This window comes from Streptomyces sodiiphilus (assembly GCF_039529215.1).
Taxonomy (GTDB): Bacteria; Actinomycetota; Actinomycetes; order Streptomycetales; family Streptomycetaceae; genus Streptomyces; species Streptomyces sodiiphilus.
The window spans coordinates 54,909-69,785 of the sequence record NZ_BAAAMJ010000054.1 but is presented as its reverse complement, the minus strand read 5'-3'; the positions used below and the strand labels follow the sequence as shown (position 1 = coordinate 69,785).

At 71.0% G+C, this 14,877-nt stretch carries 16 protein-coding genes and 1 pseudogene; 12 read left to right on the top strand and 5 right to left on the bottom strand.

The features are described 5' to 3' along the window. Positions 1-293 precede the first annotated feature (293 nt). Positions 294-1,049: a hypothetical protein gene (locus ABD299_RS20805; RefSeq protein WP_344264857.1), complete on the top strand. Its 756-nt coding sequence runs from the start codon at positions 294-296 to the stop codon at positions 1,047-1,049. A 361-nt stretch (positions 1,050-1,410) separates the two neighbouring features. Then, complete coding sequence (locus ABD299_RS20800; RefSeq protein ID WP_344264854.1) at positions 1,411-2,520, top strand: methyltransferase domain-containing protein; 1,110 nt, start codon at positions 1,411-1,413, stop codon at positions 2,518-2,520. A 133-nt stretch (positions 2,521-2,653) separates the two neighbouring features. On the opposite strand, the gene ABD299_RS20795 is transcribed toward ABD299_RS20800, so the two are convergent. Together ABD299_RS20795 and ABD299_RS20790 are read right to left on the bottom strand one after the other, a co-directional pair. After that, positions 2,654-3,058: a helix-turn-helix domain-containing protein gene (locus ABD299_RS20795; RefSeq protein WP_344264852.1), complete on the bottom strand. Its 405-nt coding sequence runs from the start codon at positions 3,056-3,058 to the stop codon at positions 2,654-2,656. A gap of 147 nt (positions 3,059-3,205) precedes the next feature. After that, positions 3,206-4,528 carry a peptidoglycan DD-metalloendopeptidase family protein gene (locus ABD299_RS20790; RefSeq protein WP_344264850.1) on the bottom strand — a complete coding sequence of 441 codons (1,323 nt, stop codon included), beginning with the start codon at positions 4,526-4,528 and terminating at the stop codon, positions 3,206-3,208. Positions 4,529-4,599: 71 nt separating this feature from the next. Here ABD299_RS20790 and ABD299_RS20785 point away from each other — a divergent pair, with 71 nt between their 5' ends. From ABD299_RS20785 to ABD299_RS20770, 4 genes and pseudogenes are all read left to right on the top strand, one after another. Then, positions 4,600-5,091, top strand: a complete 492-nt coding sequence (locus ABD299_RS20785; RefSeq protein ID WP_344264848.1) for a hypothetical protein — start codon at positions 4,600-4,602, stop codon at positions 5,089-5,091. Beyond that, positions 5,088-5,390, top strand: a complete 303-nt coding sequence (locus ABD299_RS20780; RefSeq protein ID WP_344264846.1) for a hypothetical protein — start codon at positions 5,088-5,090, stop codon at positions 5,388-5,390. The genes ABD299_RS20785 and ABD299_RS20780 overlap by 4 nt, the downstream gene beginning before the upstream one ends. Further along, complete coding sequence (locus ABD299_RS20775; protein WP_344264844.1) at positions 5,387-6,214, top strand: DUF8175 domain-containg protein; 828 nt, start codon at positions 5,387-5,389, stop codon at positions 6,212-6,214. The genes ABD299_RS20780 and ABD299_RS20775 overlap by 4 nt, the downstream gene beginning before the upstream one ends. 163 nt (positions 6,215-6,377) lie before the next feature. Beyond that, positions 6,378-7,130, top strand: a pseudogene (locus ABD299_RS20770) (transposase); the annotation flags it as partial. Positions 7,131-7,285: 155 nt separating this feature from the next. Here the strand turns inward: ABD299_RS20770 and ABD299_RS20765 are convergent. Then, on the bottom strand, positions 7,286-7,414 hold the full coding sequence (locus tag ABD299_RS20765) for a helix-turn-helix domain-containing protein (RefSeq protein ID WP_344264841.1): 129 nt from the start codon (positions 7,412-7,414) through the stop codon (positions 7,286-7,288). Between the two features lie 321 nt (positions 7,415-7,735). Between ABD299_RS20765 and trxA the strand changes: the two genes are divergently transcribed. After that, on the top strand, positions 7,736-8,059 hold the full coding sequence (gene trxA / locus ABD299_RS20760; protein ID WP_344264838.1) for a thioredoxin: 324 nt from the start codon (positions 7,736-7,738) through the stop codon (positions 8,057-8,059). 30 nt (positions 8,060-8,089) lie between these two features. Further along, positions 8,090-8,464 (top strand): RNA-binding S4 domain-containing protein, encoded by a 375-nt coding sequence (locus ABD299_RS20755; protein ID WP_344264835.1) that lies wholly within the window; start codon positions 8,090-8,092, stop codon positions 8,462-8,464. A gap of 40 nt (positions 8,465-8,504) precedes the next feature. On the opposite strand, the gene ABD299_RS20750 is transcribed toward ABD299_RS20755, so the two are convergent. Together ABD299_RS20750 and ABD299_RS20745 are read right to left on the bottom strand one after the other, a co-directional pair. Further along, complete coding sequence (locus tag ABD299_RS20750; protein WP_344264832.1) at positions 8,505-9,170, bottom strand: 4'-phosphopantetheinyl transferase family protein; 666 nt, start codon at positions 9,168-9,170, stop codon at positions 8,505-8,507. Further along, complete coding sequence (locus ABD299_RS20745; protein WP_344264892.1) at positions 9,167-10,066, bottom strand: metallophosphoesterase family protein; 900 nt, start codon at positions 10,064-10,066, stop codon at positions 9,167-9,169. The genes ABD299_RS20750 and ABD299_RS20745 overlap by 4 nt, the downstream gene beginning before the upstream one ends. Before the next feature lie 162 nt (positions 10,067-10,228). Here ABD299_RS20745 and ABD299_RS20740 point away from each other — a divergent pair, with 162 nt between their 5' ends. Genes ABD299_RS20740 through purB form a run of 4 tightly spaced genes read left to right on the top strand, consistent with a single transcriptional unit; the run spans position 10,229 to position 14,854 of the window. Continuing rightward, positions 10,229-11,572 (top strand): hemolysin family protein, encoded by a 1,344-nt coding sequence (locus ABD299_RS20740; protein ID WP_344264829.1) that lies wholly within the window; start codon positions 10,229-10,231, stop codon positions 11,570-11,572. Next, positions 11,569-12,588, top strand: a complete 1,020-nt coding sequence (locus ABD299_RS20735; protein WP_344264826.1) for a hemolysin family protein — start codon at positions 11,569-11,571, stop codon at positions 12,586-12,588. Before ABD299_RS20740 ends, ABD299_RS20735 begins: the two co-directional genes overlap by 4 nt. A 45-nt stretch (positions 12,589-12,633) precedes the next feature. Beyond that, positions 12,634-13,431: an SGNH/GDSL hydrolase family protein gene (locus ABD299_RS20730; protein WP_344264823.1), complete on the top strand. Its 798-nt coding sequence runs from the start codon at positions 12,634-12,636 to the stop codon at positions 13,429-13,431. Continuing rightward, a complete protein-coding gene (gene purB, locus ABD299_RS20725; protein ID WP_344264820.1) occupies positions 13,424-14,854 on the top strand; it encodes an adenylosuccinate lyase in 1,431 nt (476 codons plus the stop codon). Before ABD299_RS20730 ends, purB begins: the two co-directional genes overlap by 8 nt. Positions 14,855-14,877: the final 23 nt, after the last annotated feature.

Sequence of the window (14,877 nt, the reverse complement as noted above, 5' to 3'; positions counted from 1 at the left end):
CGCCCGCGCGCCAGCGCGGGCGCCTCACCCACCCACAGCAACCCCGGCCCAACCAGCCCTCGCACTGCCCGCACTCTCCACCAGCACGGCCAGGACAATCAGAGAGAGGCAACCGCCTCCTCCTGGGACGACCAGCCCGCCACCCAACACCTCTGTCACCCGCTCGAGGGACAGATCCGTGCAGGTCAGGGCCGACAGGGCTACGGTGCGGCAGACATACCCGCAGCACACCTACGAGCAGGCCCCGCGCACACCCGCAGCACCCCACAGCGGGGCCGGGAAACCGGCAGGCGATGACTACCACCACGGCCTCACCGCGGCACGCCCTCACCTCCCGCGACCTGGAAATTCTCGCTTGGACCGGGCGCTGGCGAGCCGTCACCACCGACCAGATCGCCCGAGAATTCGACCGGCGCGCCGGGACCGGGCGCCGCCGCTCCATCTACGAACGGCGGGTCCTTGCCCTGCGCCGCCTCGGGCTGCTCCATCAGGACAAGCCGCTGGCCGACCTTCCGCGGGTGAACTGGCTGACCCGGGCCGGGCACCGCGCGGCCGGTCTGGACGGTGCCCCTGCCACGCCCAGCGTCGGCGAGCTGCTGCACGATCTGGAGGTGGTCGAGCTGGCGCTGCACCTCGCGGTGATCCAGCCTGGTCACCAGCTGGTGACCGAGCAGGAGATCCGCCGCACAGAGCCGCATCCGTCCGCTGGCCCGGCCGCAGCCCTGCGGTCCGGTGTGGAGATCAGCGCTGGACGTGGCACTGGCGGCCGGGGATATCCAGACCTCGCTTCGGTCGTCACCGCCGACGACGGCACCGAGCAGGTCTGGGTCCACGAGCTGGAGCGGTCCAGGAAGAGCCGGTCCAGGTGGCTGACCGTCATGCTGGCCTACGTCTACGCCGACCACGTCCACGGCTGCGTCTACTGGGCTTGGCCCGACATCGCTGAGCCGCTGCGCTGCGCCGCCGACGAGGCGAACCGCGTAGCGGTTGAGGCGGGCGTGCGGCCGTGCATCGTGGTCCAGCCGTGGGATCCCCGGCTGCGCCCCTGAGGCGCGATGGGCAGGGTGTGCTGTGCCTCTGTGCGCGGTCTGCTGCAGGGTATGTTCCCGCCGCCGTTGCCTTCTCGCGCTGTGCACCCTCCGACCTGCTCAGATACACAGTAGAACTACTGAAGGAGGAAACGGCAGCAGATTGGGGGTGACGGGACATCTACCGGCCGGGTAGGCGGGGCGGCATCATAGAGTGACAGCCCCGCTGCGGAGGGATGATGATGGTCGGTCAGCAGAGCATGCGCGGTGACAACCTGCCGGGTACCCCGTGGACGCCTCCGGACCCTGAGCCGGACGGTAACGCGCCGCCTGGGGACGGTAAGCACCGCAAGGACGACGACGAGGCCGACGGTAAGTGACCGTGCGGACGGACACCCGGTGGGATGCGGCGTTCTGGCACCAGCAGATCGTCGCTCTGCCTCGCGCCCGGTTTCTGCCAGACCTGATCTGGCCGCACGACATGTCGACCCGCAGCGCGCGGGCGGTGGATCGCCGGAGCGACCCGGACGGCTGGCAGGCCGCCACGCGAGCGGATGTCCCGGTGGTCACCCAGTGGGACGACGGCCGCCATACCGGCACGGAACCTGGCACCACGCCGACCAGCTCGGCGTCCATGCCCTCCGTGGTGGCCACAATGCTGGAGGCCGCCGACCTGGCGCCGGGCCAGCGAGTGCTGGAGGTCGGCACTGGAACCGGCTGGACCGCCGGACTGATGACCCGCCGGCTCGGCGACGCTGCCGTCACCACCATGGAGGTCGACCCGGACGTCGCCGCCGCCGCGAAGAACGCTCTCGGCGGTACCGGGCTGTTCCCGAGGATGGTGGTCGGAGACGGTCTCGCAGGGTTCCCGGACGGCGCACCGTACGATCGGCTGATCTCCACCATGGGCATCCGGGACATCCCGGCCGCCTGGCTGGAGCAGGTCCGCCCTGGCGGGCTCATCGTCACCCCCTGGGGCACCCAGTACAGCAACCGCGACGCCCTCGCCGTCCTCACCGTCAACGACAAGACGACCGCTACTGGGCTCCTTCTCCAGCAGCTGGAGTTCATGAAGGCCCGGTCCCAGCGCCACGTACACCCGGCCTTCGCCCCGGACCTCACGCCGGTGACCGACACCACCGTCGAGGTGGACCCCTCGCTCTTCGACCGGTGGCACCCCTTCGTCTTCATCGCCGGCCTGCTACTGAACGACACGACCCACGCGGTACAGCAGCACGACGACGGCGGCCGGACCCTGTGGCTCTACGCCCTGGACGGCACCGCTTGGACCGCCGCCCTCCTGCGGCCCGAGGCCACGACTGCCACCATCCGGCAGGTCGGGCAACGGCGGCTGTGGGACGAACTCACCAACGCCCACACCTGGTGGTGTCAGGGCGGCGAACCAGGCTTCGGCCGTCTCGGCATCACCGTCACTTCAACCGGCTGGACGGCCTGGATTGACACCCCGGACCACCCGATGAGCAAGAGTTGAGCTAATCCGTTTCCGACCATCGGTGAGCGGTACCGCTCCACAGCAACCTGGCGTCCAGCAGAACGGTCCCCGCCAGGCCGAGGCGGCCACCTCAGCCGGCCACCGGCAGCAACCACGCTGCCCTGCCTGAACCTCAGCCTTCGGCGGCAGCCAGGGCGCGGGCGCGCGCCAGCAGGCGCTGTGCGGTTCGCTCCGTCGCGTTGTACTCCTTCATCAGCTGCGGGACCGTCACGTCCTCCCCGGCCCGGAGGCGGGCGGCGACCTCACCTGCTCGGCGGCCAGCCTGGGATGGCCGGGGGCGTGCCTCGCGGACGTTCTTGGGGCGGCCGCCCCGTCGGGCGGGGTCGGCGCTGGGCGGGTTGTCTCGACGGTGCTCGATCTCAGCTCTGGTCCAACGCCGCGCGCCACCGAGCTTCCGCCCGGCGGGCGCCTGCCCGCGGCTGGCGTAGGTCCGCAGCGTGCCAGGGCGGATGCCGAGGATCTCGGCGGCCTGGGAAGCGGTCAGCAGCTCGGAGTCGTCGTTGGTTTCGTGGTTCATGACGGTGGGGTCTCCAGCGGTATCCTGGTAGCTCGTCACCTGCCTGTGGGCATGGTGATGGGGTATAGGGGCCGGTGGATGCCGTCACCACTTCCGGGTGGTGTCCCGCCGGCCCTCTCTTCATGCGTCAAATAGAACGCTACAGCATTACGGGGTGTCCGGGGCCGTGCCGGTGATGGTGTGCAGGTGGCGGCTGATGTTCGCTAGGTAGGCGTGGACAGTGGCTACACACTCACGGCCGCACATCGCTTCCCCTGGCACCGGGATGCCGGACACTGAGCCCATCACCCTGCTGCATCCGGCGACGTGGCAGACCGCCATCGCCTCCAGCGGGCTGATCGGCTTCGTCGGGTGGCGGAGGAGGTGGGCTGTCATCTCCCGCAGGTTGCCGCAGGCGTGGGTGATTGCCACCCGGAGATGGACGGCCGGCTCCCAGACCGGGTGGCTGGCGGGCGGCCGGCTGCCGCGCGTCCACGTCCCGGCGTCGCCCTCGGCCGCCGCCCACGCCTCATGGGATAGCTGGTAGAGCCCGGCCGCGCCCCCGTTGCTGTCCGACGTCCAGGCGCCCGGGTTCCAACTGGACTCCGCCATCACCTGGGCATGGACCCACTCCAGGGGAAGCTCCGGACAGTCCTCCAGCAGCCGCACAATCGTCGGCGTCATCGCCCGTGCGAGCTCCGGCAGCGCTGCGGTGTCCACCGGCCCGCTGGGCGCTCCGGCCGGCCACAGGCACCCGGAGGCCTGCGCGCTGGTGGGGCCGGTCCCTGCGGCCGACAGTGTGGCAGTAGCCAGGAAGGGCTCGGGGTCCACCGGGAGATGCCTGCCCTTGATCTGCGGCCGGACTTCGAAGTGGAGATGCGGGCCGGTGGAGTTGCCCGTGCTACCGACCGTGCCGATCTGCTGGCCGACAGCCAGCTCCTGCCCCCGGGCGACGGCCGCCTCCTGGAGGTGGGCGTAGACGGTCACGGTGTTGTCGGCGTGCAGCAAGGTGACGAACGTCCCGAACGGGCGGCCCGCGGATTCGTGGACGACAGCCAGAACGACGCCGTCGCTGGCCGCGAAGACCGCCGTCCCGGCCGGCGCCGCGAAGTCGGTGCCGGTGTGCCGGGTGCTCCAGTGCGGGCCGGACTGCCCGAAGCGCGCGGTGACCGTAGCCGGAGCCGGGACCGGGTAGCTCCAAGGCCCGGGCGCGATCAACTCGGGCGGGACCGGCGGCGCAGCATCGGCCTCTGCCAGCGGCAGGTCAATGTGCAGCCCGGACGGCGCGGCGGTGTCCGCACCGGCCGCGTGCGCGAACTCGGCGAACTTCTCCGGCGATCCAGGCGGGCACAGCCCCATGCTGCTGGTGCTCCCGCCGATACCGGCGAGCAGGAGCAGCGGCAGCGCGACGACGGCGAGGACACCGCCGCCACCCGCCCACACCGCGCCCTTACCGGCCCACATCACGCCACCCCACTCACAGGTGAACACTCAAGGCGTACAGACGATAACTAACAGTCGCGGCCTTCGTTGGTCCGAGTACCTGGAGCAGAGGAGAGGCCATGGCCATCGCCCGCCAGCCAGAGATGCCAGCCGGGCCGCCGCCCGCACCGCCGGTACCTGCCGCCGTGGTGAGCTGCCACGGCGGATGCGGCGCCACCGCCGTCGCCCGGATGCTGCCCGCCCGCGAGATCCAGCGCGACCAGCTCGCCGTGGGCGAGGCCCCGCTGGTCCTCGTCGCACGCGGCACCGCCTACGGGCTGCACTGGGCAACCCGCGGCGTCGCCTTCGCGCACCAGCACATCGAGCACGGGTGGCTCGCCGCCCCGCCCCTCCTGGTGCTGGTCGCGGACAGCGCCTTGCGGGAGCCCTCCACCGTGCGGGCCCGGGTCCGGCTGATCGAGGACCGCGTCCAGACCGTCGTCCGCCTCCCCTACGTGAGTGCGTGGCGGGACACCGACGACCCGCTGACCATCCCTCAGCCCAAGCAGCTGGTCGAGCCGCTGGAGCAGCTGCGCGCCGAACTGGCCGCGACGACGGGGGTGCCCGCGTGATCGCCGACGCCCTGGCCACCGCGGCGCCGGAGCTGCTGGCGCAGATCCCCAACCCCGGCGCCAAGACGCCTGCGGGCCTCGAGGGCCCGCGTGACCTGATGCTCGGCATCCTGAAGTGGAGAGGGTTCGCCATCGCGGCGGGCAGCTTGATCTACACCGGTATCCGGATGCAGCTCGGCAGCAGCGGCGGGCGCGGCGCCACCACGGCGGCCGACGCCGTTTCTGAGTTGCCGCTGAAGGTTCTCGGCGCGCTGTTGATCGGTGGCGTGGGGGCTGGCGTGCTCGGCATGTTCCTGTGACCACGAGCCCGGGGCCGGCGGTCGAGCAGCAGAGCACCACCCGCAAACGCCGTGCCCCGATGCTGCTCGTCGGGACCGGGACCTTCGCGCTGGCCGCGATCGTGGCGGCGGCAGTCGGGAGCAGCCAGAACTGGGGTCAGACCCCGGAGCCCGCACCGCCGGCCGCCGCCGCGCCATCAGCCGACAACGGACCCCCAGCCCTCGGCGGGGATGAGCATCAGGGCCACGAGGAGCACGACCACGACGGCCAGGACGGCGGCGACGACCCTGCCGCGCCGGACTGGTCCGGGCTCACCTACATGGACCTTCACGGCGCGCAGCTCCCCGTCAGCCCCGTGCACGGCCCGCGCACGGTGACCGCGGCCGAGGCGAGCGGGTTCGCCCGGGATGAGGCCGGTGCGGCACTCGCAGCGGTGCATCTGGGGACCAGGGTCGGCCCGCACGTCGGCCCTGACATCTATGTGCCGAACATCGAGCAGATGCATGGCGACATCAGCGCCATGATGGCGCAGGTCGATACGGAATACGCAGCTGCCCGCGCCGCCTCCGGCCTGCCGGACAGCGAGCCCTTGCGGATCTACGGGCAGACCATCGGCTACGCGATGCCGCTGCCGCCAACTCCCGGCACCGGACAGGTGACGGTCCATCTGCTCGGCCGAGGTGCGGGCGAGGACGGCGGGGAAGTCCTGGTGACGATCCCTGTCACCCTCACCTGGGCAGAAGACGACTGGCGGCTGGTGGTGCCGCCCGGCGCCCGCTGGTCCGGGCAGCCCGTCGCGGGCACCTCTGGGTACACCCTCTTCCCCGAGGCTGGCGATGGCTGATGTGCGGGGTCACCGACTGGAACGGCTGCGTCCGGAAGGCCGGCACCTCGGCCCTGGAAGCGGTGGCCAACGCGATCGCCGACGCCACCGCCTGGATCGTGGTGGAGTCCTTCACCTGGTGGATCGATACGAGCAGCAGCGGCTTGAACGAGGGAGTGGTGGCGACGCTCACCGCCACGGCACCCCCATCCTCGTCCGCGCCGACAGCGCGGGCAGCGCCAAAGCCTTCCTCGCTCATGTCCGAGCCCTGCGGGAACGCGGGATCCACACCTTCTTCTCCGTCGGCTATCCCGTCACCGACCACGTCCGCAATGCCATTCGCGTGCTGCCCGGCCAGGTCTGGCACCCCGCGCTGGAACAAAACGGTGCCCTGCGCGCCGGTGCCGAGGTCGCCGAGCTGACCGGCCCGGCCGACCTCACCGGATACCCGGACGGCACCCGCATCATCGTCCGCCGTGAGCGTCCCCACCCCGGCGCCCAACTGTCCCTGTCCGACCAGGACGAAGGCATGCGCCACCAGGTCTTCCTCACCGACATGCCCGTCACCGGCGGCGGCTCGACCCAACACCTGGAAGTCCGCCACCGTGCCCACGCCCGGATCGAGGACCACATCCGCTGCGGCAAGACCACCGGCTTCGGCCGCTTCCCCTCCCGCCACTTCGCGATCAACCAGGCATGGCTGGAACTGTCCCTGACCGCGATCGACCTGCCGGCCTGGACCCGAACCTTGCTGCTGGACAGCGAGTTGGCCACCGCCGAGCCCAAGAAGCTCCGCTACCGACTCCTGCATACCGCAGCCCGGATCACAAGCGGAGCCCCTCGCCTACGACTACGGATCGCCGCCACCTGGCCCTGGCGCCACGAACTGACCGCCGCGTTCAACCGCCTCATCGCACTGCCACGACCAGCCACGTGACAGACGAGACCGCCACTGACCACCCACGACCCCAGGACCCAGGAGCACCCGGCCACCGCGCCGGGCCTCCAACACGCCCACCATCCGACAGCAGCCCCACAACCTCCGGCACGGGGTCCACCCCAACTCAGCCGACCCGAACCGAAACACGGAGGCTAGGTCGCGCGGCGTTCCTTGAGCGGCTCGGTGCGGCCTGTCTCCCATACCGCCACCGTCCAGGCGGTCACTCCCAGCGCCCAGCCGATGTCGGCGTGGGAGAGGCCGCCGGCGCCCCTCAGGGACACCTGATCGGCCTACGTGGGCGACGGCTGGGTCTGCTCCGTCCACTGCGGCGAACAGTTCCTCCCGGTCCGAGCTCACCTGCCAACATCCCCGGCCCGGAGGGAACCGGCCGCCGTGCTGATGCCACCACTGATCACGCGCTGCCCCAGCATAGTCGTGGGGGGCCTTGTTCCCGGCCACGCCGGTCCGCGCACCAGCACCGGGCTGCGGCTTTGCGCGGACAGCGCCGAAAGTACCCCAGGGGGTATGCTTGTTCCTGGGTGTACACGGCAGGAGCCGGTGATGAGACCTCACAGCTCTCCGGCGCGGAACAGGAAGACCTCATGATGGTGAAAGAAGTGACCGACGAGTCCTTCGACCGGGACGTTCTGGGCAGCGACAAGCCCGTCCTCGTCGATTTCTGGGCCTCCTGGTGCGCGCCGTGCCGCGAACTCGCCCCCACTCTGGACGCGATCGCCGCGGAGCACGGGGAGAAGCTCGAGATCGTCAAGCTGAACATCGAGGAGAATCCCGCCACCACGTCGCGGTACCGCGTCATGTCGATCCCGGTGATGAAGGTCTTCCGCAACGGCGTGGTGGTCAAGTCGATCATGGGCGCGAAGCCGAAGGCGAAGCTCGAGCGCAAACTGCAGGACTTCATCGGCTGACCCGGCCGGGGCAGGGTTAGAGTCGGGGGTATGCCGTCAGAAGAAGGCACCGTGCGCGTGGACAGCTGGATCTGGTCGGTGCGGCTGGTGAAGACCCGCTCACTGGCCGCGACGGCCTGCCGGGCGGGCCATGTGCGGATCAACGGTGATCGTGCCAAGCCGGCCACCGCCGTGCGGCCGGGGGACGAGGTACGGCTGTTCCACGCCGGCCGGGAGCGGCGGGTGGTGGTCAGGCGTCTGGTGCGCAAGCGGGTGGGAGCGGCGGTGGCCGCGGAGTGCTACACCGATCACAGCCCTCCGCCACCGCCCAGGGAGGAGATCGCGGTAGCGGGCCGCCGTGACCGTGGCACCGGGCGGCCCACCAAGCGGGAACGCCGGGAGCTGGACCGTCTCCGCGGGCAATGAGAATCCCGGAGAACTGCGCAGATCACCGGCCCGGTGAGCCTCATTCGGTGCCGGGCCGGGCTATGGCCGTCACCACCAGACGGCTGTTCGCGGTCCACCGGCCGGTGAAGGTCCGCAGCCCGCTGTGCGGCGCGGCCAGCGGTATCAGAAGCCGGGCCGAGAAGGTGCCCGTCGACGGGCAGACCTCGAGCTCCGCCTCGGTGAAGTCGAGTTCCTGTCCGGTCAGCGGGTACCACGTCTTGAAGACGCTCTCCTTGGCGCTGAACAGCAGCCGGCCCCAGGAGATCTCGGGCCGCCGCGCCTCCAGTTTCCGTATCCATGTGCGTTCGCCGGGCAGCGAGATGACGTCGAGGACCCCGTCGGGGAGCGGACCATTGGGTTCGGCATCGATACCCAGCGAGGAAACGTCCGCACGCCGGGCCACGGCGGCGGCCCGGTAGCCGTCGCAATGGGTCATGCTTCCGACCAGCCCCGCCGGCCACTGCGGGGCTCCCCGGGGGCTGCGGAGTATCGGGACGGGTGGTACTCCCAGCCCGGCCAGCGCCCGGCGTGCGCAGGCCCGCACGGTGCCGAACTCCTCCTGCCGTCCGGGCACGGCTTTCGCGACGAACTGTGTCTCCTCGGGGAGGAGCGTGTGCGCGGGGTCCGGACCTTTCCCGTAAACAACCGCGGTGGCCGCCTGCGGCGGAAGAATCTCCTCTATCACCGGGTACTCGCTTCCACCGGGAAGGGCATGATCTGCCGCAGGGGTGTCCGGGGTGGTCTCGGGCGCCACTCCCGGGGATAGCCGATGGACACCTCCTCGAAGCGCACGCCGTCCTGCCACATCACCCGGGGGATGTGCAGATGGCCGTAGACGACCACTGCCGCGCGGAAGCGGGTGTGCCAGTCGGCGGTGAGTTCAGTGCCGCACCACTGGGCGAACTCGGGATACCGGAGGATCCGGGTCGGTTCGCGCACCAGCGGGAAGTGGTTGACCAGAATCGTGCGGCGGTCCGGGTCGATGCCGCGCAGCCGGTCCTCGGTGTACGCGACCCTGGCCCGGCACCACGCGTCCCGGCTCGGGTACGGGTCGGGATGCAGGTGGTGCTCGTCGGTGCACACGATCCCCGCCTCGTATGCCAGCCGCAAGGACTCCTCCTTGGTGGCCGCACCGGAGGCACGGAAGGAGTAGTCGTACAGCACGAAGAGCGGGGCCACTGTCACGGGGCCGCCCTCACCCCGCCACTGCGGGTAGGGGTCTTCCGGGGTATGGATCCCCAGACTCCGGCACAGCTCGACGAGGGCGAGGTAGCGCTCCTCGCCGCGCAGCCGCACCGGGTCCTGCGGGTGGGACCACAGCTCATGGTTTCCGGGTGCCCACACCACGGTGCCGAACCGGCGGGAAAGGGCACGCAGGGCCCATTCGACGTCCGCCCACTTCTCCGCCACGTCTCCCGCGATGATCAGCCAGTCGTCCCCGCTCTCCGGACGCAGGGCGTCGACGAGCTCCCGGTTCTCCCGGTACGCCACATGCAGATCGCTCACCGCGAACAGCTTTCCCCTGGAGATGGCACAACCCCCTGCCCCGACATGGCCGGCGCCCCGGCCCTCGTCGATCATCATGGAGCCCTCCGGGCTTTCGCGCCAGGGTTCCCGGGGCCGTTCTGCGGGAAGCGGCAATTTCAGCGCGGACGGTGGACCGCGGGAGCCGACGGCGTGCTCTCTCATGCTTTCCGGCATGTCACCGCCCGTCCAGTCGTTCTCCGACGCGAAGGTGTTCCGGTGACCGAAGTACTCCTGCTGGCCGTTGCCGTGGTGCTGGTCTTCCTCTGCGGGATCTTCGTGGCCGCGGAGTTCTCGCTGACGACCGTGGAGCGCAGCGCCCTGGAGGAGTCCGCGGCAGCCGGGGAACGCGGAGCCGCCAGCGCTCTCACGGCAGTGCGCAGTCTGACGTTCCAGCTCTCCGGCGCGCAGCTGGGCATCACGGTGACGGGACTGCTCATCGGCATGCTGGCCGAGTCGTCGGCCGCCGCCCTGCTCGCGGGGCCGCTCACGGCGGTGGGAGTACCCGAGGCCGCGGTCCGGTCGGTTGCCCTGGTGCTGGCCACCGCTGTGTCCACCGTGGTGCTGATGGTGGTCGGCGAGCTGGTGCCGAAGAACTGGGCGATCTCCCGGCCGCTGCCGGTGGCGAGGCGCATCGCCACCGCGCAGCGAGTCTTCACCGGGACGTTCCGGCCCTTCATCCGGCACCTCAACGGGGCGGCCAACCGGTTGCTGCGCCGGATGGGTATCGAGCCGACGGAGGAGCTGGCCTCGGCGCGTTCGCCGCAGGAGCTGATGGCTCTGGCCCGGCATTCGGCGCGGAAGGGCGCGCTGGAGGCGGAGACCGCCGAGCTGTTCGTGCGCACGCTGCACCTGTCGGAACTGACGGCGCAGAGCGTGATGACTCCCCGGGTCCAGGTGACCGCCGTGGATCTGCAGTCCCGGGCCGCGGATGTGGTCCGGGCGGCGCGTGCCACGGGCCTGTCCCGTTTCCCGGTGTACCGCGGCAGCCTGGACACGGTGGTGGGCGTGGTGCACATCAAGGACGTGGTGGCAGTCCCGGACAGCCGCAGGTCCCTGGAGCCGGTCTCCGGTCTTCTGCGAAAGCCGTTGCTGGTGCCGGGGTCGTTCACGGCCGACCGGCTTCTCGATCAGCTGTCCGGCGGCCGGGGCATGGCGGTGGTGGTCGACGAGTACGGCGGGACCGCAGGCGTGGTGACGCTGGAGGACCTGGTGGAGGAGGTCGTCGGGGAGGTACGGGACGAGCACGATCCGCTGGCTGTCCCCGATCTGCTGCCGGCCGGGGAAGGCCCGGACGGGCGGGCCGTGTTCGACGTGGACGGGGCGGTGCGGTCCGACGAACTGGAGGAGATCGGGCTGAGGGTGCCCGAGGGCCCCTACGAGACGCTGGCGGGGCTGGTCGCCACGTGCCTGGGCCGGATTCCTGAACCCGGTGACACCGTCCGGGTGGAGGGCTGGCGGATCGACGTGGTCGATGCGACGGGCCGGCGGGCGGCCCGGGTGCGGCTGCACGCGCCGCCGCCGCGGGAGGCGGACGGAGACGGAGCGGAGGGCCTGCGGTGACGGGGATTCAGCTGGGCGTCGGAGCCCTGATGCTGGCGCTGAACGCCTTCTTCGTGGGGGCGGAGTTCGCTCTGATCTCCGTCCGCCGGAGCCAGGTCGAGCCGCTGGCCGACCGGGGTGACCGCCGGGCGCGGAGACTGCTGTGGGGTCTGGAGCACGTATCGGTGCTGATGGCCACCGCGCAGCTGGGCATCACGCTCACGACCCTGGTGCTGGGCGTGGTGGTGGAGCCGGCGTTCGCCCATCTGCTGGAGCCGGTCTTCCGGGCGCTCGGGGTGCCGGCCGGCTGGGTTCATCCCCTCTCGTTCGTCATCGCCCTGTCGGTGACGACCTACCTGCACATGCTGTTCGGGGAGATGGTGCCCAAGAACATCGCGCTGGCCGCCCCGGAGCGCACCGCCCTGCTGCTGGGGCCGCCGCTGGTGGCGCTGTCCCGGGCCCTGCGGCCGGTGGTGTTCTCGGTCAACGCGTTCGCGAACGGCCTGCTGCGGCTGTTGCGTGTGGAGACGCGGGACGAGGTGGCGGCGGCGTTCTCGGACGAGGAGCTGGCCCGGCTGGTCGCGGATTCCAGTGCGGCCGGGCTGCTGGACACGCGGGCGACAGAGCGCCTGCGGGATGCTCTGGAGCTGGGAAGGCGCCCGGTCGGGGAGGTCGCGAGAGCGGGGCGGGATGTGGTGGCTGCCCGGGAAGGGGTGACACCGGAGGAGCTGGAGCGGTTGTCCGCCGGGTCGGGGTTCTCCCGCTTCCCGGTGATCGACGGCAGGGGCCGGGCCTTGGGGTATCTCCATGTCAAGGACGCGCTGGCCGCGCAGCGGCGCGCTGCTCCGTTCCCGGCCTCGGCACTGAGGCCCATCGCGCGGGTGCCGTCGGTGACGCCGCTGGACGAGGTACTGGCGACGATGCGCAGCAGCACGACGCACTTGGCTGTGGTGACCGGTGCGGACGGACGGACGGCCGGGCTGGTCACCCTGGGCGATGTGCTGCGGGAGCTCGTGGGAGGAGCGCGGCCGGGCTGAGCTCGTGTGCGGCCGCGTCCGGAGGGTCGATAGCATGACGGCGCTATGGAGACCACACCTCGTATCAGCAGTTTCGTCGCCCTCGGTGATTCGTTCACCGAGGGAATGTCCGATGCCCTCCCGGACGGCACCTACCGTGGCTGGGCGGACCTTCTCGCGGCGCGGCTGGCCGAGCGGGAGGAGGGCTTCCGCTATGCGAATCTGGCTGTCCGGGGCAAGCTGATCCGGCAGATCGCCGAGGACCAGGTGGACGTGGCCGCCTCCATGGGGGCGGATCTGGTGACGCTGGTGGGCGGCCTCAACGACGTGTTGCGTCCTCGCTGCGACGTGCGGACCGTGTGCGCGCTGCTGGAGGAGTCGGTGGAGAAGCTCGCGCCGTCGTGCGGGCAGCTGGTTCTGATGCGCAGTCCCGGCCGGCAGGGGCCGGTTCTCGAGCGGTACCGGCCGCGGATGGAGGAACTGTTCTCCTTCATCGACGGTCTGGCGGCCCGCCACGGGGCGGTGGTGGTCGATCTGTACGGTTCCCGCTCACTGGGTGATCCGCGGCTGTGGGCCGACGACAGGCTGCATCTGACGGCGGACGGGCACCGCCGGGTGGCCGAGGCGGTGTGGGAGCGTCTGGGGTATCCGGCGTCGGAGTGGGATGTGCCTCTGCCCCCCACGGCGCCGGTGAGGTGGCCTGCGCGGAGGAGTGCCGACCTGCGGTTCGCCAGGGAGCACCTGCTTCCCTGGGTCGGGCGGCGGCTGACGGGCCGGTCCTCGGGTGACGGACGGCTGCCCAAGCGGCCTGACCTGGCGCCCTGGGAGCGAGGGGCCACCCGTAGAATCCCTGGGTGTGACTGACAAGCCTCGCATTCCGAACGTTCTGGCCGGCCGCTACGCTTCGGCGGAGCTGGCGGCCCTGTGGTCTCCCGAGTACAAGGTGGTGCTGGAGCGTCGGCTGTGGCTGGCTGTGTTGCGGGCTCAGCGTGATCTGGGGATCGAGGTGCCCGAGTCTGCGCCGGCGGACTACGAGCGGGTTCTGGAGCGGGTGGATCTGGCGTCGATCGCCGAGCGGGAGCGGGTGACCCGGCACGACGTAAAGGCCCGCATCGAGGAGTTCAACGCGCTGGCGGGCCACGAGCAGATCCACAAGGGAATGACCTCCCGCGATCTGACGGAGAACGTGGAGCAGCTGCAGGTCCGGCTGTCGCTGGAGCTGGCGCGCGACCGCACGGTGGCGGTGCTGGCCCGGCTGGGAAGGCTGGCGGGCGAACATGCCGGCCTGGTAATGGCCGGCCGGTCCCACAATGTCGCGGCGCAGGCGACGACGCTGGGCAAGCGTTTCGCGAGTGCTGCCGATGAGCTGCTGGTGGCCTTCGGCCGGCTGGAGGCGCTGCTGGAGCGCTATCCGCTGCGGGGAATCAAGGGACCTGTCGGCACCGCTCAGGACATGCTGGACCTTCTCGGAGGCGACGCGGGGAAACTGGCGGAGCTGGAGGAGCGGGTCGCGACCCACCTGGGCTTCGGCAGGGCCATGGTCTCCGTCGGCCAGGTGTACCCGAGGTCGCTGGACTACGAGGTCGTGACGGCCCTGGTGCAGCTGGCGGCCGCTCCTTCGTCGCTGGCGAAGACGATCCGGCTGATGGCCGGGCACGAGCTGGTGACGGAGGGGTTCCAGCCCGGCCAGGTCGGCTCCTCGGCCATGCCCCACAAGATGAACACGAGGTCGTGCGAACGGGTCAACGGCCTTGCCGTGGTACTGCGCGGCTACGCGTCCATGGCCGGCGAGCTGGCGGGCGACCAGTGGAACGAAGGAGACGTGTCGTGCTCCGTGGTGCGCCGGGTCGCGCTGCCGGACGCCTTCTTCGCCTTCGACGGCCTCCTGGAGACCTTCCTGACGGTGCTGGACGAGTTCGGGGCCTTCCCTGCGGTCGTGGGCCGGGAGCTCGACCGGTATCTGCCGTTCCTGGCGACGACCAAGGTCCTGATGGCAGCGGTGCGGGCCGGTGTCGGTCGGGAGGTCGCCCATGAGGCGGTGAAGGAGCACGCGGTGGCCGCCGCCCTGGCGCTGCGGGCGGGTGCCGAGCGCAATGAGTTGCTGGACCGGCTGGCGGCGGACGAGCGGCTGCCGCTGGACTCGGAGGATCTGGCGGCCGTGATGGCGGACCGGCTGTCGTTCACCGGTGCCGCGGCCGATCAGGTGGCCTCGGTGGTGGCGCAGGTGGAGGCGGTCTGCAAGCGCTACCCCGCCGCGGCCGGCTACTCCCCCGGAGCGATTCTCTGACCTGCCGGTGAGCCCGGCCGGCT